Origin of the sequence: Nonomuraea sp. LP-02 (genome assembly GCF_036289125.1) — a bacterium.
Lineage (GTDB): Bacteria > Actinomycetota > Actinomycetes > Streptosporangiales > Streptosporangiaceae > Nonomuraea > Nonomuraea bangladeshensis.
This window is the reverse complement of record NZ_JAXCLK010000001.1, coordinates 2,207,768-2,232,171: the sequence shown is the minus strand read 5'-3', so window position 1 is coordinate 2,232,171 and position 24,404 is coordinate 2,207,768. Positions and strand designations below refer to the sequence as shown.

Below are 24,404 nucleotides of genomic sequence, written 5' to 3'. Positions count from 1 at the left end.
GGAGTGCCCGAACACACCTTCCGCGTCAACGGCGAGCAGGTCACCGTGGACGTCGCCGACGACGTACGCCTGCTGTGGGTGCTGCGCGACGTCCTCGGCATCACCGGCCCGAAGTACGGCTGCGGCATCAACGTCTGCAAGGCCTGCACCAGCCACCTCAACGGCAAGGCGGTCAACCCCTGCGCCATCCCCGTCAAGGACCTGCGGCCGTCCGACGAGGTCACCACCATCGAGGGCCTGCCGGCCACGGTCGGCCAGGAGCTGCACCCGATGCAGCGGGCCTGGCTGGAGCACGACGTCGCGCAGTGCGGCTACTGCCAGCCCGGCCAGATCATGGCCGCCGTGGCGCTGGTCAACCGGGTGGCCGCGGAGGGCCGTACGATCACCGACGCCGACCTCGACGGCATCCGCAACATCTGCCGCTGCGGCACCTACGTCCGCATCCGCCAGGCCATCAGGAAAGGCGCGGAGAACATGTGACGGCGGAGGACCGGCCGGGCGACTCCTGCCGCGAGTTGGGCTTTTCCCCGCGCCCGTCACTCTCCGTGCGTATACGTTTCCGGAATGGAGTTGTTCACCCCGACGCTCGACTGGAGCTCCGAGCTCTGGATCTCGCTGCTGTGGATCGCCCAGGCCTGGGCGATCGCGGCGGTGTGCGCGCTCGCCGTCCTCGTCCTCATCGGACTGACCACCACGTGGGGGCGGCAGTTCTGGCGCATCACCGGCGCGTACTTCACCGGCCGCGACAGCGTCAAGGTCTGGCTCGGGCTCGGCGCCCTGCTGCTGTCGGTGGTCACCGGCGTCCGGCTGGACGTGCTGTTCAGCTACCAGGGCAACGACATGCTCTCCAGCCTCCAGGTCGCGGTCCAGGGCATCGCGACCGGCAAGGTCCCGGTGCGGAGCTCCGGCGAGCAGGGCTTCTGGATGTCGCTCTGGGTCTTCTGCGTGCTCGCGGCCATCCACATCGGCCGGCTGCTGCTGGACCTGTTCCTGCTGCAGCGGTTCGTGCTCGCCTGGCGCGCCTGGCTCACCGACCGGCTCACCGGCGACTGGCTCGACGGCAAGGCCTACTACCGGTCGCGGTTCATCGACGACACCATCGACAACCCCGACCAGCGCATCCAGTCCGACATCGACGTGCTCACCGCCGGGTACGGGCCGCTGCCCAACCTGCCCAGCAACGGCGGGACGGCCGGGACGCTGCTGTTCGGCGCGATCTCGGCGGTCATCTCGATCGTGTCGTTCACCGCGATCCTGTGGCACCTGTCGGGCAGGCTCGTCCTGTTCGGGCTGGAGATCCCGCGGGCGATGTTCTGGATCGGGCTGGTCTACGTCCTGTTCGCCTCCGTCGTCGCGTTCTGGATCGGCCGGCCGATCATCTGGCTGGCCTTCAGGAACGAGAAGTACAACGCCGCCTTCCGCTACGCCCTGGTCCGCCTGCGCGACGCCGCCGAGGCGGTCGCGTTCTACCGCGGCGAGGTCGCCGAGCGCACGGGGCTGCGGCGGCTGTTCGCCCCCGTCGTCGCCAACTACAAGCGCTACCTGAACCGGACCATCGGCTTCAACGGCTGGAACCTCACGATCAGCCAGAGCATCGTGCCCCTGCCCTACGTCCTGCAGGCGCCGCGGCTGTTCGCCGCCGAGATCCGCCTCGGCGACCTCACGCAGTCGGCGTCGGCGTTCAACGAGATCCAGAGCGGCCTGTCGTTCTTCCGCAACGCCTACGACGCCTTCGCCGGCTACCGGGCGGCGATCATCCGGCTGCACGGCCTGGTCGTCGCCAACGAGGAGGCCAGGGCGCTGCCGGAGGTGACGACCCGGCCGAGCGCGGACACGGAGGTCGAGCTGACGGCCGTCGAGGTCCGCACGCCGGACGGGCGGCAGCTCATCGACCCGCTCGACCTGCGGCTGAAGGAGGGCGACACGCTGGTCGTCACGGGGGCGTCCGGCACCGGCAAGACCACGCTGCTGCGCAGCCTCGCCGAGCTGTGGCCGTTCACCAGCGGCACGCTGACCCGGCCGGGCGGGGCGAACGAGACCATGTTCCTGTCGCAGCTGCCGTACGTGCCGCTCGGCGACCTGCGTGCCGTCGTCACCTATCCGGGCAAGGAGGGCAGCACCGACGACGAGACCCTGCGCGCCGCCCTGCGCGACGTGGCGCTGCCGCACCTCGCCGACCGGCTCGACGAGGTGCAGGACTGGGCGAAGATCCTGTCCCCGGGGGAGCAGCAGCGGGTCGCGTTCGCCCGGATCCTGCTGACCAGGCCGAAGGTGGTCTTCCTCGACGAGGCGACCTCGGCGCTGGACGAGGGCCTGGAGCTCGTCCTCTACCGGCTGGTGCGGACCCGGCTGCCCGGCACCATCGTGGTCAGCGTCAGCCACCGCTCGACCGTCGACCGGCACCACGCCCAGGAGCTCAGGCTGCTCGGCGACGGCGAGTGGCACGTCGCCCCGTTGAGCGCCGACGGCGACGGTCCCCTCGGCCGGCCCTCCAGCACCGCCCACCCGTGATCATTAGGGAGGAATGTCCGAAATCTGCAAGTGGTGAGGTCTGCTTCGGGAAAGACGGCGTCGGCCCCTCCGGGATTCACTTCCGGGAAACACGCCACGAAAGGGGCCGTTCACATGCCCGACATGCCCGCCGGTGAGTTCTGGAAGGACCTCAGGCCGATCGAGAACTCCTTCCGCCCCGACGCCCTCCCCGAGGTCTACCTGTCCAAGGTCGCCACGGACGACGACCGTTACTACGTGCCGTTCACCGACACCGTCGGCTCCCGGCCGCTGTGGATCAACGTCAAGGACAACAGCTGGGCCGACATCCTGCGGGCCAAGGAGGCGGGGCTGGTCAACCGGCACTACCACCCGCACGAGGTGTTCGCGTACACGATCTCCGGCAAGTGGGGCTACCTGGAGCGGCCCTGGACGGCGACCGCGGGCGACTTCGTCTACGAGGCCCCGGGCGAGGGCCACACGCTGGTCGCCTACGACAGCGGCGAGCCGATGAAGACGTTCTTCATCGTCAAGGGCCCGCTCATCTGGCTGGACGAGAACGGCGAGCCCGACGGCTTCTTCGACGTCCACGACTACATCAAGATGTGCCGCGAGCACTACGAGAAGGTCGGGATCGGCGCCGACTACGTCAACTCCCTGTTCCGCTGAGCCCCCGGCGCACACCCCCTAAGTGAGATCGTCATGACTGACACCACCGTCGCGGCCGGCTCCCGAGCGGCCGACCGGTACGAGAACCGCCTCCTCGTCATCCTCTTCCTGTCGTTCGGGTTCGTCTTCTTCGACCGTCAGGCGCTGTCGTTCCTGGCGCCGTACATGGACGCGGAGTTCGGCCTGTCCAACGCCCAGCTCGGCACCCTGTCCGGGGTGCTCGCGCTCACCTGGGCGCTGGCCGGCATGTTCGCCGGCCGCCTGTCGGACGCGCTCGGCCGGCGCAAGCCGATCCTGGTCGCGGCCGTGGTGCTGTTCTCGCTGTTCTCCGCCTCGTCCGGGCTGATGGCCGGGTTCGCCGGGCTGCTCGCGGCACGGGCGCTGATGGGCACGGCCGAGGGCGCGGTGCTGCCGATGGCTCAGTCGCTGATGGTCGAGGCGTCGAGGGAGAGCCGCAGGGGCTTCAACATGGGCCTGCTGCAGGGCTCGTCGGCGGGGCTGCTCGGCGGCATCGTGGCGCCGCTGGTCGTGGTGTGGATCGCGGAGACCTGGAACTGGCGGGTCGCGTTCTACGTCACGATCATCCCCGGGCTGATCGTCGCCGCGCTCATCTGGCGGTTCGTCCGCGAGCGGTCGCCGCGTACGCTCGCCGAGAGCGCCCGGGAGCAGCAGGAGACGGCGGTCAAGGTGCCGCTGCGCGAGGTGCTCAAGCTGCGCAACATCGTCGTCTGCATGCTCATCGCCTGCTGCTACCTCACCTGGTTCGTCACCATCATCACCTTCACCCCGACGTACCTGACCGAGGTCAAGGGCTTCGACCCCGGCACCATGAGCGGCGTCATGACCTGCCTGGGCGTGGCGTGGGTGCTGTGGGGGTTCGCGACCCCGGCCATCTCCGACCGCATCGGGCGCAAGCCGGCGCTCATCGGGTTCACGGTGCTGGCGGTGTGCTGCCCGCTCGCCGTGGTCTACGTCGAGAGCCCCGTGCTGCTCGGCGCGATCATGGTGGTCACCTACACCGGGCTCGGCTGCTTCACGCTGTTCATGGCCACGATCCCGGCCGAGACGGTGCCCCGCGCGGCGCTGGCCACGGCGCTGGGCGTGATCATGGGCGTGGGCGAGCTGGCCGGCGGGTTCCTCGGGCCGATGGTCGCGGGCTGGGCCTCCGACCAGTGGGGGCTGCAGGCCGCGATGTTCATCGCCGCGGGCGGCGCCGTGGCCGTGGTGGCGCTCTGCTTCGCACTGAAGGAGACGGCTCCGGCCGTGCTCCGCCGCCGCGCCGCCGCCGTGCCGGACGGGAGCGCGGCATGAGGGCGGCCGTCTGGCACGGGGCCGGGGACGTCCGCGTCGAGGACGTCCCGGTCCGGCCGCCCGGCCCCGGCGAGGTGACGATCGAGGTGGCCTACTGCGGGATCTGCGGCAGCGACCTGCACGAGTACGCCGACGGCCCGCACGCCGTCCCCGTCGGCGACCCGCACCCGGAGTCCGGCGTGGCCGCGCCGCTCGTCCTCGGCCACGAGTTCTGCGGGACCGTCAGCGAGACCGGCGACGGCGTCACCGGCCTCGCCCCGGGGGACCGGGTGGCGGTCGAGCCGCACTACCGGTGCGGACGCTGCCCGCGCTGCCTGGCGGGGGAGTACAACATCTGCCGGCACTTCGGGTTCGCCGGGCTCATGGGGCACGGCGGGCTGGCCGAGCGGGCCACCGTGCCGGCGTACATGCTGCACCGGCTGCCCGACGAGGTCTCCCTGGAGCAGGCGGCGGTGTTCGAGCCGGCCGCCGTCGCCCTGCACGCGGTGCGCCGGGCCGCGATCCGGCCCGGCGACAGCGTCGCCGTCCTCGGGCTCGGCCCGATCGGGCTGCTCGTCACCCGGTTCGCGGCCCGGCACGCGGCCCGCCACGGGGGCCGCGTCGTCGCCGCCGACCGGTCCGCGGCCCGCCGCGACCTGGCCCTCCGCCTGGGCGCCTCCGCGACCGGCGCCGACCTCGCCGACCTGGTGGGCGACGAGGGCGCGGACGTGACGTTCGAGGCGGTCGGCTCGCAGGACACCTTGCGGGCGTCCCTGGCCGCCACCCGGCGCGGCGGCCGGGTGATGTTCCTCGGGCTGACCGGCGCCGTCACGCTGGACGCCTTCGCCCTGGTCAACGCCGAGCAGACGATCATGACCAGCGTGGGATACCGCGACGTCCATCCGGAGCTGATCCGGATGGTCGCCGAGGAGGGCGAGGACCTGAGCGCCGTCGTCACCTCCGTCATCCCCCTGGAACACGTCGTCAGGGACGGATTCGAGGCGCTGCTGCGCGGACAGGAGCAGGTCAAGGTGCTGGTACGACCGGGGGAGCGGCCATGAGCGGGGAGTTCGCGGGCAGGCGGGCGTTCGTGACCGGCGGCACGTCCGGCATCGGCGCGGCCACGGCCGTGCTCCTCGCCGAGCTGGGCGCCGAGGTGACCGCGCTCGGCCTGCCGCCCGCCGACCCCGCCGACCTGCCGGACCACCCCCGCGTCCGCGTCGTCGAGCACGACGTCCTGGACCGCGCGGGGCTCGCCGACCTGCTGTCGGCGGGCGAGCCGCTGGCCGCCCTGGTCAACTGCGCGGGCGTCAGCCACGACCGCGAGGAGTACGATCTCGGCCGCTGGCAGCGGGTCATCGAGATCAACCTGACCGCCACCATGGTCGCCTGCCAGGCCGCCCGCCCGGCCTTGGCCGAGAACGGCGGCGCCGTCGTCAACGTCTCGTCCATGTTCGCCTTCTCCGGCAGCAGGGACCGGCCCGCCTACAGCGCCAGCAAGGGCGGCGTCTCGCAGCTCACGAAGTCGCTGGCGGCCGAGTATGCCGCCGACGGCATCAGGGTCAACGCCGTTGCGCCCGGTTTCGTGGTCACCCCGCTCGCGCGGGGCGTGCTCGACGACCCCGAGGCCAAGGCCCGGGTGCTGGCCCGCATCCCGGCCGGGCGGCTCGGCCGGCCGCGCGAGGTCGCCACGGTGATCGCGTTCCTGTGCTCGGCGGCGGCCTCGTACGTCACCGGCGCGGTCGTCCCCGTCGACGGAGGCTACCTGGCCGGATGACGTTCACTTAAGCTGAAGTCCCCCTGACATGCACGAACATCAGGAGGTCGCATGTCCGCCCTCTCCGTGATCTCCCAGGCCACCACCGAGCACCTCGAACCCGCCGAACGCATCGGTTACTGGGAGGACTACAACCGCAAGGCGCTGGTCGGCCTGTCCTGCACCTTGTACTCGGAGCAGGGCCTGCTGGCCAGGCAGACCAACATCGAGCTGGGCGGGCTGCGGCTCGCCGACATCACCGGCAACGCCCACGCGATCGAGCGCAGCCCGCAGACGGTCAGGTCGGCGCCCAAGGACTCGGTGTTCGCGACCCTGCTGCTCAAGGGCGAGGCCGTGTTCCTGCACGAGAACGGCTGTCTCTCGGCCACGGCGGGCGAGCTCGTCGTCTACGACACGCGCCGGCCCTACCTGTTCGGGTTCTCCTCCTCGATGCGGCAGATCCTCGTGGACGTGCCGCGCGGGCTGTTCGCGCGGGCGGGCGTCGGCGGCGGGCTGCCGGGGCCGATGCTGTTCGGGCGCGGCACGGCGCGGGAGGGCGCCCTCGTGGCCGCGCTCGGCTCGCTGCTCGGCGGGCTGACCGCGCTGCGCGGCGACCACGACCCCGCCGGCGCCGAGCGGACCGTGCTCGACCTGCTCAGGCAGCTCGCCGAGGAGCGCACGGGCGGGCGGCCCCGGCCCGACTCCTACCGCTCGCAGCTCATCGTCGCCGAGGACTACATCGAACGCCACCTGCACGACCCCTGCCTCGGGGCCGCGCAGGTGGCCGGGGTCATGGGCATCTCCGTACGGCACCTGGCGCGCATCTTCGAGCCGACCGGGCGCACCCCGGCCCGGCACATCACGGAGCGGCGCCTGGCCAGGGCGCACCAGGAGCTCACCGGCCCCGGGGCGCGGGAGACGACGATCGCCGACGTCGCGCATCGGTGGGGGTTCTCCAGCCAGGCGCACTTCGCCCGGCTCTTCCGCTCCCGCTTCGGCCTCACCCCGAGCGAGGCCCGCGCGGAGGCGGCGTGACCGCCCCCGAGAGCGGGTGGTCGCCCTCGTAGAGGGGCATGCGGGCGTGGCGCGGCTTGTCCAGCTCGCCGACCAGCAGCGCCACTCCGACCTCGCCCTTGTGGAGGCTGTCGGGCCGTTGCGCGGCCTCGCGCACCCGCGCCGCCGCGTGCCCCGCGAGCATCCTGGCCCTGGCCAGCCAGAGCGGGTCCCCGGTCCTCGCGTGGTGGCCGAGCAGCGCGTACGCGCGCCCGGCGAGGCCGCAGCACAGGTCGGCGGGGCCGGGCAGCGGCGCCTCGTACGCGCTCCACGCCGCCCCCCGCGCCCATTCCGCGTAGCGGTGCTCACCGGTCAGCGAGTGCGCCAGCCACCACAGGTGCACCAGCCCCGCCGCGCCGTTGCACCAGCTCGCGCCCAGCAGCGGATCCGGCCGTGGGCCGCCCGCCTTGACCGGCCAGAGCAGGCCGCGGCCCACGGGGTGGGCGAGCGCCCCCAGCTGATCGAGGAAGCCGGGCACCTCTTCCGGCAGCGGCGAGGACGACGCTCGCGCCCAGCGGAGGAGGGCGAACAGGCAGCCCGCCCAGCCGTGAGCGGCGCCGAGGGTCCGGAGCCGGTGCGCGTCCGCGACGGGGGCGGCGCGGGCCAGGTCGGCGCGTACGGACTCGCCGAGCCTCGCCCCCAGCGCCCGGAGTCTCCTCTCCAGGGCCGAACCTGCGCACCCTTCCAGCAGGGTCGCGCAGCCGAGCAGCAGACCCGAGCGGCCGAAGGCGAGGTCAAGCTCGGGGCAGGGCGCCTCCGCCGCGCGCAGGAACGCCTCCACCGCCGCGTCCCGCGAGCGTGCGTCGTCCCGCGCCCTGGCGATGAGAGCCTGGACGAGGTGGACGCCGCTGACCTGGTGATAGAGCGAGGCGCGGCCGGTGAGCTCGGGCACGATGCCGAGGCTCGCGTTGACGAACGCCGCCTCACCCGCCTCCTCGCCGGTCGAGGAGGCCGCCGCGGCGCGCACCGCCCAGACATCGGCGAGCGCGAGGAGGTGCCCGTCCGCGCGCGCCTCGGCGAGCCGCAGCAGCGCGTAGGCGAAGCCGGCGGCGCCGTTCACGACGGACGCGGTCGGCGGCACAAGCCCGTCGTCGAACAGCGGGCCTGGCACGTCGAGCCGGGAGAGCACCCGATCGAGCAGCGCCCGCCCCGGCCCGCCCGGGCCCCGTCCCGGCCCCGGCCTCGGCAGGCCCCGCCCTGCCGCCCGGCCCGTTGCCTGGCCCGCTCCCCGGCCCGCCGCCTGGTCCGCGCGCGCGGCGGCCCGCAGCGCCCGCGACAGGGCGGCGAGCGACGGGTAGCGGTCGTCGGGACTCTTGGCCAGTGCCCGGCGCAGGGCACGCTCGGTCGCCGGCAGCTCCGCCGCCCCGTGGCAGGCGAACGGCAGCGGCGGTTCGTCGCGAAGCTGGCGCAACATGTGCTCGGGATGGAGGGAGAAGGCGTGGGTGTGGGCGCCGGTCAGCAGGAGATAGGCGAGCGCGGCGACGGCGTACTGCTCGCCGGCCGGCGTCAGGGGCTCGCCGGCCCGCCCGGCGAGGCGGGCGCGGGCGGCCTCCGGTTCGAGGAAGAAGTCGACCCCGCCGCGGCGCGAGGGCGCAGGACCGGCCCCGTGCCGGGCGCTGAGGCCGAAGTCCAGCAGCACGACCTCCTGATCGGGGCCCACCAGGACGTTGCGGGGATGCACGTCCCCGTGCAGCACCCCGAGCGCGTGCAGGGCGGCGAAGGCGGCCACGACCCGCTCGACCAGGCCGAGCAGGGCGCCCACGCCCTCGGGCCCGCCGAGCCTGCGGGCCTCGTCCGCCGCGTCGTGCGCGTCCACGCCCGCGACCCAGGACAGGAGCAGGTACGGGCGGCCCGCATGCTCACCCGAGCCGAGCAGCCGGGGCCCGGCACGGCCGTCGAGGAGGCGGAGGACGTCCGCCTCGCGGCGCAGCAGGGGAGCGAGGCCGCGCTGCGCGCCCTCCCTGGCGATCTTCAACGCGGCCGGTGAGCCGCCGGGCAGGCGGGCCAGGTGGACCTCCGTGTCGAGGAGGACCTGCACCGTCTCGACGATCTCCGCCTCCCCGACGACGGCACCGGGCCCGAGCGCCGATTCGATGGGCTCCAGCAGTGCGGACCCGGCCGGCAGGAGCAGCCCGTCCCTGATGAAGCCGGTGAGGACGGGGAAGACCTCCTCAAGCGTCCGCCGGGGTTCGAGCCCGGTGGCCGAGCTGAAGGTGATGACGGCGTCCACGATCGTGGTCGGCTCGCGGAAACGTTCGAGCAGCGAGGCGGTGCCCTCGTCGATGACGCTCGTGGTGGCGCGCGAGCGCGGGCGGGTGACGCAGTAGTCCCCCGGCCGGTGCTCGATCCGCTCCCGCAGCTCGGGCGGCAGCCCGGCCACCGGCGCGACGACCACGTCTCCTGGCAGTACGAAGGGCCCGAGCACCGACATCCGCGTCCCTCTCCCCTCAGCCGGTTTCTGCGGCTTCGCTCCACATGCCGTCCGTCGGCACCCATGTGTCGGTGTCCACACCCGACAGGCGCAGCCGCTCCAGGGCGAACCGCCAGGGCGGCATGCCCGGATGATCCGTACGCGCCGTGACCAGATGCTCGGCCAGCCGGCCGGCCACCCACATCCGCCAGCTCGTGGCGTGGGCGCTCCCGCGCGGCGGGTCCGCGCCCCAGGACAGCAGCCCGTCGAGGGTGACCGCCGCGCTGAACGCGACGCCGTGCGCGGCCATCCCGTCCACCCGCCCGGCCAGCCGTGACGCGCCCTCGCGAAGGTCGTCGAGCCGCTCGAAATAGATGACGATCTTGTCGGGGCGGCAGATCCCCGCGGCCTCGCGAGCGGTCTTGAAACCCGTCACGCCCGGCGTCCTGGCGAGCCCGCCGGTGATCTCGGCCAGCGCCGCCGGCATCGCCTCGGCCGTCGGGCTGACGTACAGCTTGTACGTCACCCCGGAGCGCCCCCACCCGCGCCGCCCGCCGTCCGCGGACCAGTGCCGCCAGGGCGACGGGCCCGCCAGGTCGCCGCCCGTCTCCGTCCACCCGCCGGCGCGGGCCCGCTCACCCAGACCGCCGGGCACCTCTCCGAGATAGGCGTCCACGGCCGCCTCGTCGGGCAGGCGGCGCAGCAGCTCGGCCGAGACGGGCTGGTGGCCGTAGCTGTAAAGCCGGTCGGCCAGCGCCTCCGCCGGCAGGTCCGCCAGCGCCTGGCCGTAGCGCAGCGCGGCGACGGACAACTCGGCGATCCGGCCCTGGCCGCCGCGCGAACGCCCCGGCAGCACCACGTCCGCGGCGGCGTACCCGTGCCGGAAGCCCTCGTCGGTCAGGACCTCCAGCACGCCGTCGGTGACGAGCCTGGCGAGGGCCCGCCCTCCGTCCTCGGCCAGCGCCTTGCGGGCGAACACGGGAACGCGGCCCGGCTCGCGGAGCGTGAGGAACAGCAGCGCCGTCTCCGGCGAGCACGAGCGCACCGCGAGGCCGCAGTCGCCACGCGGCCGCAGGGTGCCGTAGAAGTCGCCGTCGTCCTCCGCGGGCGAGTCCTCGGCCGGTACGAGCTCGTAGCGGGGGTTGGCGCGGAACGTGCGTTCACCCACGAGACCGGTGCTCATGACGCCGCCGGCGCCGCCGCCAGGCAACGGCAGTAGCCGAGGTTCGCCGGCCTGGAAAGACATGGGAGCCCCCTCGATGAACGAACGGCAGTTCGTCGCGGTCACTCGTCGCGGGTCTGGTCCTGTGCCTGGCGGTCGCGCAGCGCCTGCTCGGCGCGGGAAATGTCGTCGAGGCGGTCCTGGAGCTGTCTCTTGGCCGCCGCCGCCAGGAGATCCACCTCGGCCAGACGGTGTTCGAGCTGCTTCTTCAGCAGCGGCAGGGCGTCGGGGCTGACCAGTTGCGCGCGCTCCTGCGTCTGGACGATGGAGCAATGGCAGTAGTCGAGGTTCGTGAGGTAGCACGTGCAGATGTAGGTGCCCTCGCGGGCGAGCGCCGGCTGCGCCGCCTCGTCGGCGGCGGCGTCGACGAGGCTGCCCTCAGTGCCGCACGGAAGCTGAACACGTAGTTTGTCCGCCCGGAAGGACATGCGATCACTCTCCATGCTCGGCCGGTCACTCGCGACGCTATCTCGCCTCTCCTGGCGCGGCCATACCGCCGCCCGCTTCTTTGCCGTTCGGGACGGAATCGCCTCCTCACCTGCCCGAGTCTTTTCCGGGAGCATTCCGCCGCCGCGTTTCCGGCCGATGGCGATCGGCAAGATAGCCGGTCAGGGACGGTGGGGGACGCGCAGCATGACGAGCGCGAGCGCGCGGTCATCGTCAATTCTGGCCGGGTTACGAAAATTCCGGATCAACGTCACGATGTCGTACGGGGACCGCGAGGAAGAGGTCCACCATCGCGAATTGTCCGGTCCCGGGACGACGATTCTCCGGCCCGCCCGGCGGTCGGCGGCGTTCGCGAGAAGAAGAGCCGGCGCGAGACCCCGGAAAGGATGATCCATGACCATTCCTGAGATTCAAGAGCTGAAGGACTACCATCGCCGCGCCGGCGCGAGATCCGCGGTCACGGTCGACGACGAGGAGATGCGGCGGCTCACGGAGGTGCTGGCGCGCCAGAGGTTCGTGGTCGAGACGCCGCCCGCCGAGCTGCGCTACATCGAGGGCCTGCTGCGCCTGCCGCTCTCCTCGATCGAGGCGTTCTTCGTCATCCCTGCCTCGGGGCACACGCAATGCGCCTGCGGCCGTACGCCGACCGCGCTCGACCTCGTCGTGCACGCCGTCGAGCGCCAGGTGCACGACGAGCAGCTCCTGCGCGACGCCCTCGCCGGCGAGCACAATCTCTTCGAGTTCGCCGACGAGGGACGCGCGGCGCCCTGTCTCAACTGCGGCCGCGAATTCGTCAGCGACTCCTACTGGACCCACGACTACTTGTACGCGTGAACGAGCGCGGAGGAGCGGAGCGGGCCGGCCGGGACGGTGTCGCGTCCCGGCCGGTCGCGTCACGAGGCGTAGGTCTCGAACTCGGCGACCTTCGGGGTGCCGGACGCGCCGGTGATCCTGAAGGTGATCTTGGTGAGTGAGGTCGCGGTGAAGGTGATGGTGCCCGCGCCGCTGCCCGACTTCAGCACCGCGCCGGTGCCGCCGTTGAGGAGCTGCCAGGAGCCGATGGCGCCCGAGGAGCCGGCCGCCTCACGGATGACGACCCTGGAGACCGTCGTGGCCGACCCCCACTTGATCGAGATGTCGCCGGTCGAGCCGGACGGCGACCAGTAGGTGCTCAGGTCGCCGTCGCGCACGTCGCCGTAGCTCGTGCCGCTCGCCTTGCTGGAGCCGTCGGAGCCGGCCCCGATGCTGAGGTTGGTCCCGCCGGGCGACGAGGTCGGAGTAGTGGTGGGAGTGGACGTCGGGGACGACGTGGGTGAGGCGGTGGGGGACTGGGGCGTGCAGCTGCCGTTCGACACCTGCAGGCCCTTGTCGGCCCCAGCCGTCCGCCGGACCACGTCCGGCACGCAGCTCGCCGTGTCCGGGCCGTAGGAGTAGGGGACGCTGACGGAGGTGTTGGACTGCACGTTCGGCCCGGCCGGGTTGTTCTCGCTGCCGGGGCTCGACCAGGTCACGTTGTCGAAGATGTTGCCCGCGACCTGCCAGTAGCCGGCCTCGCTGGTGTAGAAGGTGCCGAGGACGTCCTTGGAGTCCTCGAAGTAGTTGTTCTCCACCTTGGCGCGGGCCCCGGCACGGGAGTTGATGCCGGACTCGTGCAGGCTCACGTAGTGGTTGTTGTAGATGTGGGCGATGCCGCCGCGCAGCAGCGGGGTGCGGGAGTCGATGTTCTCGTACAGGTTGTGGTGGAAGGTGACGTAGCCGTTGGAGCGGTCGCTCTCGCTGGAGCCGATGAGCCCGCCGCGGCCGGAGTTGCGCAGGATGCTGTAGGACAGCGTGACGTACTGGACGTTGTCCTTCATGTCGAACAGGCCGTCGAAGCCCTCCGACTCGCCGCCCGACGCCTCCAGGGTGACGTGGTCGACCCACACGTTGCGGACGTCGCTCTCCATGCCGATGGCGTCGCCGCCGTTGGAGGTGGGGGAGCCGGACTTCTTGACGTTCCTGACGGTCACGTTCTGGATGATGATGTTGCTGGCCTCGCGGATGTGGATGCCCAGCTGGTCGAAGACGGCCCCGCCGCCGACCCCGACGATCGTGACGTTGCTGATCTGCTTGAGTTCGATCACGCCGGCGGCGGTGTTGCAGCTTCCGCCTGACACCTTGGCGGTGTTGCCGTGGTTGATGGTCCCCTCGACCTGGATGGTGATCGGGGTGCTGCTGCTGGCCCGGTTGCACAGGGCCTGGTGGATCGCGGTGCCCGTGGTGGCCCGTACGGTCTGCCCGCCCGCGCCGCCGGTGGTGCCGCCGTTGGCGGTGGCGTAGCCGGTGGCGGTGCCGGTCGCCGCCGACGCCTGGAGGCCCGGCAGGGCCGCGCCGACGGCGGCCGCGGCGGTCACCGCGGCCAGCGCGGCCGCGAGCCGTGCCACGACCGCCCGTCTCGTCCTCGTGCCACGGGCGACCACGGCCCTCCTGTCGAACTTGCTCATCACAGCCGAACTCCTTGCTGGTCCGGCAGGCCCGTCGGGCCTGCGTCCGGGTCCCCCCAGCGCGTGCGCATCGCCCCCACACCGTAGGAAAGCGCTTTCCTAGGTGTCAATGCGCCATGAAACTTTCATCACGCTCCTCGCGTACGATCGGTGATGCGGCTGTGACCTGCGGAAACGCCTGTGACCGTCAACGGATGAACAGGGCAAGGACCCCAACTCTGCTCATATGAGCAATCTTCGGCTCAAGTGTTGCACTGAGGTTAATTCACGACTTACGGTGCGTTACCTACGTCACATACGGAGGCCCCTATGAGTAAGTTTCGGCTGCTCACAATCCCTGCTCTCCTCCTGGTCACCGCGCTGACCGCCTGCTCGGTGTCCTCGAACCCCGGCGGATCCCCCGAGGCGGGCGACCAGAAGTCCGCCGGCCCCGTCGCCATCGGCTTCAGCCAGGCGACCCAGCAGTCCCCCTTCTACGTGCAACTGCGCGAGGGCGCGGAGGCCGCCGCCAAGGAGGCGGGCGCCACGCTCTACTTCGCCGACGCGGGCGGCGACGTGACCAAGCAGAACAACGACATCCAGGACCTGATCACCCGCCAGGTCGACGTCCTGCTCGTCAACCCGGTCGACCCCCAGGGCGTGCAGCCGGGCATCGCCGCGGCCAAGGCGGCCGGCGTGTCGGTCGTGACCGTGGACCGCCCGGTCCCCGACGGCGCGGTCGCGCACGTCGGACGCGACAACAAGGCCATGGGCGCGCTCGTCGGCAAGCGGCTGAGCGAGGCGCTCGGCGACAAGGGCGGCAAGGTCATCGAGATCCGCGGCGACGCGGGCGGCGCGGTCGCGCGCGACCGCAGCGCCGGCTTCCACGAGGCCGTCGCGGGCAACAGCAAGATCAAGATCGTCGAGGGCCCCTACTCGGACTACGTCCGCTCCAAGGCGGTCACCGCGATGCAGGACCTGCTCCAGGTGCACCCCGACGTCGCCGCCGTGTACGCGCACAACGACGACATGGCGCTCGGCGCGCTGCAGGTCCTGAAGGAGAACGGCAAGGACGACGTCCTGGTCTCCGGCGTCGACGGCCTCATGGAGGCGGTCAAGCAGATCCCGGACGGCCAGTACGTGGCCACCGCGCTCAACGACCCCATCTCCCTGGGCTCGAAGGCCATCGAGACCGTGCTCAAGGTCCAGAAGGGCGAGCAGGTCGAGGCCTCCATCGACGCGGGCACCGAGCTGATCGACAAGGCCAACGCGGCCGGGTTCGTCGGCGACGGCGAGTTCGCCCAGGCATCCACGAAGTAGGGGTCCCGAGGCGCCCGCGACCCGGGTGCCCAGGACCCAGGCATCCGAAAGTAGGAAGGCGAGACGGTTGTTCCAGACGGCGGAAACCATGCAGGCGGCGGTGCTCCACGCCCCGGGCGACATCAGGGTCGAGCAGGTGCCCGTCCCCGAACCCGGCCCGGACGAGGCGCTCGTGCGGGTGGCGGCCTGCGGGGTGTGCGGATCGGACATCGCACGCATGCTGCACCCGGGAGTGGCCTACCACTTCCCGATCATCTGCGGCCACGAGTTCTCGGGCCACGTCGTCCGGCTCGGCGACCGTCTGGCCGCCAAGGGCCGGGTACGCGAGGGCGACCTGGTCACGGTCCCCCCGCTGATCCCCTGCAAGGTCTGTGAGCCGTGCAGCCAGGGCCACTTCAGCCTGTGCAAGAACTACGGCTACTTCGGCAGCCGCCGCGACGGCGCGTACGCCCAGTACGTCACCGTCCCCGACGAGAACCTCATGGTGCTGCCGGCCGACCTCGACCCCCGGGCCGCGGCCATGCTGGACCCGGCGGCGATCGCCCTGCACGCGCTCTGGCGGACGAAGATGCGCGGCGGCCGCCGGGTGGCGGTGGTCGGCGCGGGCCCGATCGGGCTGTTCGCCGTCCAGTGGGCGAGGCTCGCCGGCGCCTCCGAGGTGCTGGTCGTCGAGCTGAACGAACAGAAGGCCGCCATGGCGGTGGAGGCGGGCGCGACCCGCACCGCGACCGCTGCGGAGGCCGCCGCCGAGGTGGCCGGCGACGGCTACGACATCGTGATCGAGTCGGCCGGCGTGCCCGCGACGGTGGACCAGGCGGTGGCGCTGACGGCCCGGCACGGCGAGGCGGTGTTCATCGGCATCCCGCACGACCCCGTGGTGCTGCCGAAGGCCACGTTCAGCTCGTTCCTGCGCCGCGAGGTGACCCTGCACGGCGCCTGGAACTCCTTCTCCGCGCCGTTCCCCGGGGAGGAGTGGCGGACCGCGGCCCGCGCGCTGGCCTCGGGCGAGCTGGCATGGAAGTTCATGATCACGCACGAGCTGGGCCTGGACGCCCTGCCGGAGACCATGGCGGCTCTCGGGGAACGTTCCATTTTCAGCTCCAAGGTTCTCTTCCTGCCGAACGAGGAGTGAGCATGGCTGCGTTCCTCGCCCTCGATCTGGGGACCGAAGGCGCCCGCGCGGCGGTCTACGGCGCAGAGGGGGCGCTGCTGGGGTCGGGCGCCGAGCGGTACCCGACCCGCTTCCCCAGGCCGGGCTGGGCCGAACAGGACCCGGACGACTGGTGGCGGGCGAGCGTGTCCGCCGCCAGGCAGGCGCTCGCCGAGGCCGGCGGCCCGCAGGTCGAGGGCGTCGCCGTGGCGACCACCGCCTCGACGGTGGCCGTACTCGACGAGCGGGGCCGCCCGCTGCGCCCGGCGCTGCTGTGGATGGACGGCCGGGCCGGCGAGGAGTCGGAGCTGACCGCGCGGACCGGCCACCCGGTCCTCCGCTACGCGGGCGGCTGCGACGCCGTCGAGTGGCTGGTGCCGAAGGCGATGTGGCTGGCCAGGCACGAGCCGGAGACCTACCGGGCCGCCGCGCGGATCGTCGAGGCCGTCGACTACATGGTGTGGCGGCTCACCGGCCGCTGGGCCGGCTCGCGCATGAACGCCGTCTGCAAGAGCAACTACGACCCGCGCGGCGCCGGCTTCCCGCACGACCTGTACGAGCGGCTCGGCGTCGCCGACCTGGCCGCCAAGCTCCCCGACGAGATCGTGCCCGTCGGCGACCCCGTCGGGCCGCTCGCCGCGGCCGCCCGCGAGGAGCTGGGCGTCACCGGACCGGCCACGGTGGTGTCCGGCGGGATCGACGCCCACCTGTCGCTGCTGGCGATCGGCGGCGGCCACGAGGGCCAGGTGTCGATCGTCTGCGGCACCTCCAACGCCTTCGTCACCGAGATCACCGAGCCGGTCTTCCCGCCCACGGTGTGGGGGCCGTACCCGGACGCGCTGCGCACCGGGCGCTGGCTGGTCGAGGGCGGGCAGGTGAGCGCCGGCTCGGTCCTCGCCTGGACCGGCGAGGGCCTCATCGGCCGCCCGCGCGCCGAGATCGGCGGTCTCATCAAGGCGGCGGCGGAGCTGCCGCCGGTCGAGCACGGCCTGATCGTGCTCGACTACTTCATGGGCAACCGGACCCCGCTGCGTGACCCGCGGCTGAGGGGTGCGGTGCTGGGCCTCACCCTGGCCAGCACCCCCGAGCAGGTCTACCGGGCGGCCGTCGAAGGCGTCGCGTACGGCACCCGCCAGGTCATCGACTCCTTCACCGCCGGCGGCGTCCCCGTGGAGGAGATCTTCGTCTCGGGCGGCATCCAGCACAACGAGCTGTGGCTGCGGACCACCGCCGACGTGCTCGGCCGCCCGGTCCACCTGGTCACCGGCGACAACCTGACGCTGCGGGCCTGCTCGGTGCTGGCCGCCGCCGGCACGGGGCGGCACGACTCCCTGGCGGAGGCGGCGGCCGCGTACGCGCCCAAGGTCCGCACCGTCGAGCCGGTCGCCGCGCACGCGCAGGCGTACCGGGCCGGCTACGCCGACTACCTGGAGGCGACGGCCGCGACGACGGGCATCTCCCACAAGCTCAGCGGAGCCCGCCATGAGCGATGACGAGCAGCTCTACCAGGTGGCCGTCCGCTACTACGAGGACGGCGAGACCCAGGAGCAGATCGCGCACGCCCTGCACCTGACCCGCTGGAAGGTGGGCCGGATGCTGGCCGAGGCGCGCGAGGCCGGCATCGTGCGCATCGAGGTGCTGCACCCGCGCTCCCGGGTGCGTTCGCTGGAGCAGGCGATCAAGGAGCGGTACGGGCTCCGCGACGCCGTCGTGGTCTCGGTCGACGGCGACCCCGAGCAGGTCCGCGACCGGGTCGGCGCGGCCGGCGCCGACCACCTCATGGAGATGCGGCCCGCGCCCCGCCTGATCGGCGTGTCGTGGGGCCGCACCCTGGACCGGCTGGCCGAGGCGCTGACCCGCGGCTGGGCCACCGGCGTCCACGTGGTGCAGATCAACGGCGCGCTCAGCCGCTCGAGCCAGCCGACCAGCGCGCACAGCATGGCCAGCATGATCGCCCACCGTGGCGGTGGCACCGCCACGCTGCTGGCCGCGCCGGCGATACTCCAGCAGCAGAGCACCCGCGCGGTGCTGGAGAGCGACCGGGCCGTCGCCGACGTGCTGGCCCTCGCCACCCGGGCCGACCTGTTCCTCTACAGCCCCGGCGGGATGGGCAGCGACTCGGTGCTGGTGGACTCCGGCCAGATCGACGCGGACGACCTGGCCCGCCTCGCGCGGGCCGGCGCGGTGGGCGACGTGCTCGGCCGCTTCATCGACGCGCGCGGGCAGATCGTCGACCCCGACCTCGACGGCCGCACCCTCGGCCTGTCCCTGGACGTGCTGCGCTCGGCCACCACCTCGGTGGCGCTGGTGAGCGGCGCGGCCAAGCGGGCGGTGTGCCGGGCGGTGGTGTCGAGCGGGCTGTGCGACGTGCTCATCACCGACGACCAGAACGCCCGACACCTGCTGGAGGCGGCATGACGGCCACCACGGAACGCCTGCGCATGACCGGGATCGTCAAACGGTTCCCCGGCACCGTCGCCCTCGACGGCGTCGAGCTGAGCGTGCGGCCCGGCGAGGTGCACTGCCTGCTCGGCGAGAACGGCGCGGGCAAGAGCACGCTCATGAAGATCCTCGCGGGGTCGTACCGGCCGGACGAGGGCACGATCCTGCTGGACGGGCAGCCGTACGCGCCGGCCACCCCGCACGCCGGGCTGGCGGCCGGCATCGCCGTGATCTACCAGGAGCTCGACCTGCTGCCCGACCTCACCGTGGCGCAGAACCTGCTGCTGGGCCGGGCGCCCAGGCTCGGCCCGTTCGTCCGGCGGGGGCAGCGCGCCAAGCTGGCCCGCGCGGCGCTGGACCGGGTGGGCGCGAGCTTCCCGGTGACCGCCCGCGTCGGCGACCTGCCCATCGCGGCGCAGCAGCTCACCGCCATCGCCAAGGCGCTGACGGCCGACGCCCGCGTGATCGTCATGGACGAGCCGTCGGCGACGCTCGGCGAGAGCGAGCTGCTGGCCGTGTTCGAGGTCATCAGGTCACTCACCGCGGAGGGCCGGTCGGTGATCTTCATCTCGCACCGCATGGACGAGGTCATGGAGATCGGCGACCGGGCCACGGTGCTGCGGGACGGCCGCGCGGTCGGCGTCTACGACCTGGCCTCGACCGGCCCGGACGAGCTCGTCGCCGCCATGATCGGCGAGGCCGGGGAGCTCGTGGGCGCGACCGACCGGCCCGCCCCCCAGGGCGAGCCGCTGCTCCGCGTCGAACGGGCGCACGTGCCGGGGCTGCTCGACGTGCGCGACCTCGACGTACGGCCCGGCGAGGTCGTCGGGCTGGCCGGGCTCGGCGGCGCGGGCCGCACCACCCTGCTGCGCGCCCTGTTCGGCGACCTCAAGGCCCAGGTGGACGCCCGGCTGGACGGCCGCCCGCTCAGGACCACCAGCCCGGCCGCCGCCGTCCGCGCCGGCCTCGCCCTGGTGCCCGAGAGCCGCAAGGAACAGGGCCTCATGCTGGGCCTGTCCGTGAGCCGCAACGCCGCCATCGGCGCGCTCGGCAGGCCGCCGTGGCTGCTGCCCGGCCGGACCGGCCGCCGGCTGACCGCGCCGTCGCTCGCCGACCTCGGCGTCAAGGCATCCGGCCCCGGCCAGCTCGTCGGCCAGCTCTCCGGCGGCAACCAGCAGAAGGTCGTGCTGGCCAAGTGGATCACCCGCGGCGGGATCAGGGTCCTGCTGCTGGACGAGCCCACCCGCGGCCTCGACGTCGGCGCCAAGGCCGACCTCTACCGCCAGGTGCGCCACCTGGCCGACCAGGGCGTGGCCGTCCTGCTCGCCAGCAGTGAGCTGAACGAGCTGACCGCCAACGCCGACCGGATCGAGGTCCTGTACGAGGGCCGCAACGTCGCGCACTTCGACCCCCGGGTCAGCCCCGAGAACGTCATCGCGCACACCGTCATCACAGGAGCCGCACCATGACAGCTTCCACCGTGGCCGACACCGCCACCCAGGAAGGCCGCCCCCGCGCCCGCCGTGGCGCCGACCTGATCGTCAAGTCCAACCTGCTGCTGGTCTTCCTCGGCCTGTGCGTGGTCGCCTCGCTGCTCGCGCCGCAGTTCCTGACCGGCCGCAACATCGCCAACCTGCTCCAGCAGTCCTCGCTCACCGGGATCGTGGCCATCGGCATGACCATGGTCGTGCTCACGGCCGGCATCGACCTGTCCGTGGGCAGCGTGGCCGCCTTCGGCGGCATGACGATCGCGCTGCTCATGGGGTCGGGCGTGCCCGTGCTGCCGGCCATCCTCATCAGCGTGGCGGCCGGCGCGGTGTTCGGCGCGTTCATGGGCGGGCTGTCGGCGTACCTGACGCTGCCGTCGTTCATGACCACGCTGGCGGGGTTGACGGCGGTGCGCGGGCTCACGTACCTGCTGACCGACGGCAAGCCCGCCGAGGCGGGCGGCTCGGAGGGGTTCCAGCTCCTCGGTGGCGGGTTCATCGGCTACGTGCCGATCGTCGGCATCATCTTCGTGGTGATCACCGTGATCGCCGCCGTGGTGCTGCGCGGCACCACCTTCGGCGAGTACGTCTACGCCGTCGGCAGCAACAAGGAGGCCGCCCGGCTGTCCGGCCTGCCGGTGCGCGGGGTGATCACGACCGTGTTCGCCGTGTCGGGCGGGCTGGCCGCGCTGGCCGGGGTGCTGCTCACCTCCCGGCTGACCGTGGGCCAGCCCACCGCGTTCAACGGGCTGGAGCTGGACGCGATCGCGGCCGTCGTGCTCGGCGGCACGAACCTGTTCGGCGGCCGGGGCGGGGTGTTCGGCACGTTCGTCGCGGTGCTGCTGCTGTCGGTGCTGCGCAACCTGTGCAACCTGCTCGGCCTCGGCTCCTTCTTCCAGATGGTGGTGACCGGCCTCATCCTGCTGGTCGCCCTCGTACTCAACCTGCTCATCGAGAGGCGTGGCGCTCGTGCCTGACTCCATTCCCGGCTCGTTGCGGGCCTATCTGCACGGACTGCCGGGCGTCGACGAGGTCGGCGTCCAGCGGCGGGCCGCCGGCCTGGCCACCCGGTCGATCAAGACCACGGCCAAGCGGCAGGCCATCGACCTCGCCATCCGTATGGTCGACCTCACCACGCTCGAAGGGTCCGACACCCCCGGCAAGGTACGCGCGCTGGCCGCCAAGGCCGTGCGCCCCGACCCGGCCGACCCGAGCGTGCCCTCGGTCGCCGCGCTCTGCGTCTACCCCGACATGATCTCCACCGCGGCGCGGGCGCTGGCCGGCACCGGGGTCGAGCTCGCCTCGGTCGCCACCGGCTTCCCGGCCGGGCGCACGTCGCTGGAGGTCAAGCTGAGCGACACGGCCAGCGCGGTGGCGGCGGGAGCGAGCGAGATCGACATGGTCATCGACCGTGGAGCGTTCCTGGCCGGCGACTACGCCAAGGTGTTCGACGAGATCGTCGCCGTCAAGGAGGAGTGCGGCGAGGCGCACCTGAAGGTCATCCTGGAGACCGGCGAGCTGGTCACCTACGACAACGTGCGCCGCGCGTCGTGGCTGGCGCTGCACGCCGGGGCCGACTTCATCAAGACCTCGACCGGCAAGGTCGCGCCCGCGGCCACCCTGCCGGTCACGCTGGTGATGCTGGAGGCCGTCCGCGACTACCGGGCCGCCACCGGGCGGCAGGCCGGCGTGAAACCGGCCGGCGGCATCCGCACCACCAAGGACGCCATCCGCTACCTCGTGCTGGTCAAGGAGATCGCCGGGGACGACTGGCTGGACCCCGCGTGGTTCCGGCTGGGCGCCTCGACGCTGCTGAACGACCTGCTCATGCAGCGGACCAAGCTCGGCACCGGCCAGTACTCCGGGCCCGACTACTACACCATCGACTAGGGAGAGGCGTGGAGATCTTCGAGTACGCGCCCGCGCCGGAGTCACGAGCCATCGTGTCCATCCGGCCGTCGTACGACCTGTTCATCGACGGCGAGTTCGTCGCGGCCGAGAGCGACGCGCGCATCGTCACCGTCAACCCGGCCGACGAGGAGCCGCTGTCGGAGGTGGCCGCCGCCGGCGACGCCGACGTGGACCGCGCCTTCGCCGCCGCCCGCCGCGCCTTCGAGCGGGTGTGGTCGCGGCTGCCGGGCGCCGAGCGCGGCAAGTACCTGTTCCGCATCGCGCGCATCATCCAGGAACGCGCCCGTGAGCTGGCCGTGCTGGAGTCGCTCGACAACGGCAAACCGATCAAGGAGACCCGCGACGTCGACCTGCCGCTCGTCGCGCAGCACTTCTTCTACTACGCCGGCTGGGCCGACAAGCTCGCGCACACCGGCCTCGGCACCAAGCCGCTCGGCGTGGCCGCGCAGGTCATCCCGTGGAACTTCCCGCTGCTCATGCTCGCGTGGAAGGTCGCGCCCGCCCTCGCCGCCGGCAACACGGTCGTGCTCAAGCCGGCCGAGACCACGCCGCTGACGGCGCTCGCGTTCGCCGAGATCTGCCAGGAGGCCGGCCTGCCGCCCGGCGTCGTCAACATCGTGACCGGCGCCGGCGACACCGGCCGGGCCGTCGTCTCCCACCCCGAGGCCGACAAGGTGGCCTTCACCGGCTCGACCGAGGTGGGCCGGCAGATCGCCCGCGCCGTCGCGGGCACCCGCAAGCGGCTCACGCTGGAGCTCGGCGGCAAGGGCGCCAACATCGTCTACGACGACGCGGCCATCGACCAGGCCGTCGAGGGCATCGTGTCCGGCATCTTCTTCAACCAGGGCCACGTCTGCTGCGCCGGCTCGCGGCTGCTGGTGCAGGAGTCGATCGCCGAGGAGCTGCTGCCACGGCTGCGCGCCCGCATCGAGCTGCTGCGCCTGGGCGACCCGCTGGACAAGAACACCGACATCGGGGCGATCAACTCGGCCGCGCAGCTCGCCAGGATCCGCGAGCTGGCCGCCGCCGGCGAGGCTGAGGGCGCCACGGGCTGGTCGCCGTCCTGCCCGCTGCCCGAGCGCGGCTACTGGTTCCGGCCGACCGTGTTCACCGGCGTCACGCAGGCGCACCGGATCGCCCGGGAGGAGATCTTCGGGCCGGTCCTGTCGGTGCTCACCTTCCGCACGCCGGAGGAGGCCGTCGCCAAGGCGAACAACACGCCGTACGGGCTGTCGGCCGGCGTCTGGACGGAGAAGGGCTCCCTGATGCTCTGGACCGCGAGCCGGCTGCGCGCCGGCGTCGTCTGGTCCAACACCTTCAACGTGTTCGATCCCGCCAGTCCCTTCGGCGGCTACAAGGAGTCCGGGTACGGCCGCGAGGGCGGACTGCTCGGATTGGAGGCCTACCTTGGCTGAGACCCCGCCGCGCATCGCGGTGCGCAGGACGTACAAGCTCTATGTCGGCGGCGCGTTCCCGCGCTCGGAATCAGGGAGGGTCTACCCCGTGACGTCGGCGGACGGATCCCACCTCGCCAACGCCGCGCTGGGCTCGCGCAAGGACGTGCGCGACGCCGTGGTGGCGGCGCGCAAGGCGTTCCCCGGCTGGTCGGGCCGCACCGCCTACAACCGGGGCCAGATCCTCTACCGCGTCGCCGAGATGATGGAGGGGCGGCGCGAGCAGTTCGCCGCCGAAGTCGCCGCGGCCGACGGCGTGAGCGCGGAGCGGGCGCAGGAGCTGGTGTCGGCCGCCGTGGACCGGTGGGTCTACTACGCCGGCTGGGCCGACAAGATCAGCCAGGTGGTGGGCGGCGCGAACCCGGTGGCGGGCCCGTTCTTCAACCTCTCCGAGCCGGAGCCGACCGGCGTCGTGGGCGTGCTCGCGCCGGGCGGCTCCTCGCTGCTCGGGCTGGTCTCCGTGCTCGCCCCGGTGATCACGTCGGGGAACACGGCGGTGCTGGTCGCCGACGAGCGCGCCCCGCTGCCCGCGGTCACGCTCGCCGAGGCGCTGGCCACCTCCGATCTGCCGGGCGGCGTGGCCAACATCCTGACCGGCCGCCTCGCCGAGCTGGCCCCGCCGCTCGCCGGGCACGCCGACGTGAACGCGCTGGACCTGGCGGGCGCGGGCGGCCTCGCGGGCGAGCTTGAGGAGCTGGCGGCGACCACGCTCAAGCGCGTCCTGCGGCCCGGTCCCAAGGACGACTGGACCGACGCCGACCCCGGCCTCGCCCGCGTCCGTCCCTTCGTGGAGATCAAGACCGTCTGGCACCCGATCGGCCGCTGACCGCCCTCCGCCCAC

General features: G+C 72.6%; 21 protein-coding genes. 17 read left to right on the top strand and 4 right to left on the bottom strand.

Going from position 1 to position 24,404, the window contains the following annotated elements; translation table 11 throughout:
• Positions 1-3: 3 nt before the first annotated feature.
• From SMD20_RS10295 to SMD20_RS10265, 7 genes are all read left to right on the top strand, one after another.
• Positions 4-480: a (2Fe-2S)-binding protein gene (locus tag SMD20_RS10295; protein WP_329578229.1), complete on the top strand. Its 477-nt coding sequence runs from the start codon at positions 4-6 to the stop codon at positions 478-480.
• Between the two features lie 84 nt (positions 481-564).
• Entirely contained in the window at positions 565-2,511 is a 1,947-nt protein-coding gene (locus SMD20_RS10290; RefSeq protein WP_329578226.1) for an ABC transporter ATP-binding protein/permease, read from the top strand.
• 114 nt (positions 2,512-2,625) lie between these two features.
• On the top strand, positions 2,626-3,159 hold the full coding sequence (locus tag SMD20_RS10285; protein ID WP_329578223.1) for a 2,4'-dihydroxyacetophenone dioxygenase family protein: 534 nt from the start codon (positions 2,626-2,628) through the stop codon (positions 3,157-3,159).
• Positions 3,160-3,192: 33 nt separating this feature from the next.
• Positions 3,193-4,470 (top strand): MFS transporter, encoded by a 1,278-nt coding sequence (locus SMD20_RS10280; RefSeq protein WP_329578220.1) that lies wholly within the window; start codon positions 3,193-3,195, stop codon positions 4,468-4,470.
• On the top strand, positions 4,467-5,510 hold the full coding sequence (locus SMD20_RS10275) for a 2,3-butanediol dehydrogenase (protein ID WP_329578218.1): 1,044 nt from the start codon (positions 4,467-4,469) through the stop codon (positions 5,508-5,510). Before SMD20_RS10280 ends, SMD20_RS10275 begins: the two co-directional genes overlap by 4 nt.
• Entirely contained in the window at positions 5,507-6,226 is a 720-nt protein-coding gene (locus SMD20_RS10270) for an SDR family NAD(P)-dependent oxidoreductase (protein WP_329578215.1), read from the top strand. Before SMD20_RS10275 ends, SMD20_RS10270 begins: the two co-directional genes overlap by 4 nt.
• A gap of 51 nt (positions 6,227-6,277) precedes the next feature.
• Positions 6,278-7,240 carry a helix-turn-helix domain-containing protein gene (locus SMD20_RS10265; protein WP_329578212.1) on the top strand — a complete coding sequence of 321 codons (963 nt, stop codon included), beginning with the start codon at positions 6,278-6,280 and terminating at the stop codon, positions 7,238-7,240.
• Here the strand turns inward: SMD20_RS10265 and SMD20_RS10260 are convergent.
• Genes SMD20_RS10260 through SMD20_RS10250 form a run of 3 tightly spaced genes read right to left on the bottom strand, consistent with a single transcriptional unit; the run spans position 7,206 to position 11,318 of the window.
• Positions 7,206-9,689 carry a lanthionine synthetase LanC family protein gene (locus tag SMD20_RS10260; RefSeq protein ID WP_329578210.1) on the bottom strand — a complete coding sequence of 828 codons (2,484 nt, stop codon included), beginning with the start codon at positions 9,687-9,689 and terminating at the stop codon, positions 7,206-7,208. The two genes, SMD20_RS10265 and SMD20_RS10260, sit on opposite strands and share 35 nt — an antisense overlap.
• 16 nt (positions 9,690-9,705) lie before the next feature.
• A complete protein-coding gene (locus SMD20_RS10255) occupies positions 9,706-10,914 on the bottom strand; it encodes a hypothetical protein (protein ID WP_329578207.1) in 1,209 nt (402 codons plus the stop codon).
• 38 nt (positions 10,915-10,952) lie between these two features.
• The gene (locus tag SMD20_RS10250) at positions 10,953-11,318 is read right to left on the bottom strand and encodes a hypothetical protein (protein WP_329578204.1); all 366 of its coding nucleotides are present in this window, start codon (positions 11,316-11,318) and stop codon (positions 10,953-10,955) included.
• Positions 11,319-11,730: 412 nt separating this feature from the next.
• Here SMD20_RS10250 and SMD20_RS10245 point away from each other — a divergent pair, with 412 nt between their 5' ends.
• The gene (locus tag SMD20_RS10245) at positions 11,731-12,171 is read left to right on the top strand and encodes a hypothetical protein (protein WP_329578201.1); all 441 of its coding nucleotides are present in this window, start codon (positions 11,731-11,733) and stop codon (positions 12,169-12,171) included.
• Between the two features lie 59 nt (positions 12,172-12,230).
• On the opposite strand, the gene SMD20_RS10240 is transcribed toward SMD20_RS10245, so the two are convergent.
• Positions 12,231-13,820 carry a pectate lyase family protein gene (locus tag SMD20_RS10240; protein WP_329578198.1) on the bottom strand — a complete coding sequence of 530 codons (1,590 nt, stop codon included), beginning with the start codon at positions 13,818-13,820 and terminating at the stop codon, positions 12,231-12,233.
• A 309-nt stretch (positions 13,821-14,129) separates the two neighbouring features.
• On the opposite strand from SMD20_RS10240, the gene SMD20_RS10235 reads away from it, so the two are divergent.
• The 9 genes from SMD20_RS10235 to SMD20_RS10195 all read left to right on the top strand — a co-directional run bounded on the left by SMD20_RS10235 (position 14,130) and on the right by SMD20_RS10195 (position 24,389).
• A complete protein-coding gene (locus SMD20_RS10235; RefSeq protein ID WP_329578195.1) occupies positions 14,130-15,119 on the top strand; it encodes a substrate-binding domain-containing protein in 990 nt (329 codons plus the stop codon).
• A 67-nt stretch (positions 15,120-15,186) separates the two neighbouring features.
• Positions 15,187-16,251 (top strand): galactitol-1-phosphate 5-dehydrogenase, encoded by a 1,065-nt coding sequence (locus SMD20_RS10230; protein ID WP_329578192.1) that lies wholly within the window; start codon positions 15,187-15,189, stop codon positions 16,249-16,251.
• A gap of 2 nt (positions 16,252-16,253) precedes the next feature.
• Positions 16,254-17,762, top strand: a complete 1,509-nt coding sequence (locus SMD20_RS10225) for an FGGY-family carbohydrate kinase (protein WP_329578189.1) — start codon at positions 16,254-16,256, stop codon at positions 17,760-17,762.
• Complete coding sequence (locus SMD20_RS10220; RefSeq protein WP_329578187.1) at positions 17,752-18,687, top strand: sugar-binding transcriptional regulator; 936 nt, start codon at positions 17,752-17,754, stop codon at positions 18,685-18,687. The genes SMD20_RS10225 and SMD20_RS10220 overlap by 11 nt, the downstream gene beginning before the upstream one ends.
• Positions 18,684-20,180, top strand: coding sequence for a sugar ABC transporter ATP-binding protein (locus tag SMD20_RS10215; protein WP_329578182.1), 1,497 nt, complete (start codon positions 18,684-18,686; stop codon positions 20,178-20,180). Before SMD20_RS10220 ends, SMD20_RS10215 begins: the two co-directional genes overlap by 4 nt.
• The gene (locus SMD20_RS10210; RefSeq protein WP_329578179.1) at positions 20,177-21,175 is read left to right on the top strand and encodes an ABC transporter permease; all 999 of its coding nucleotides are present in this window, start codon (positions 20,177-20,179) and stop codon (positions 21,173-21,175) included. The genes SMD20_RS10215 and SMD20_RS10210 overlap by 4 nt, the downstream gene beginning before the upstream one ends.
• Entirely contained in the window at positions 21,168-22,088 is a 921-nt protein-coding gene (gene deoC, locus SMD20_RS10205; protein ID WP_329578177.1) for a deoxyribose-phosphate aldolase, read from the top strand. Before SMD20_RS10210 ends, deoC begins: the two co-directional genes overlap by 8 nt.
• A gap of 14 nt (positions 22,089-22,102) precedes the next feature.
• A complete protein-coding gene (locus SMD20_RS10200) occupies positions 22,103-23,524 on the top strand; it encodes an aldehyde dehydrogenase family protein (RefSeq protein WP_329592494.1) in 1,422 nt (473 codons plus the stop codon).
• Positions 23,517-24,389 (top strand): aldehyde dehydrogenase family protein, encoded by an 873-nt coding sequence (locus SMD20_RS10195; RefSeq protein WP_329578175.1) that lies wholly within the window; start codon positions 23,517-23,519, stop codon positions 24,387-24,389. The genes SMD20_RS10200 and SMD20_RS10195 overlap by 8 nt, the downstream gene beginning before the upstream one ends.
• Positions 24,390-24,404 lie beyond the last annotated feature (15 nt).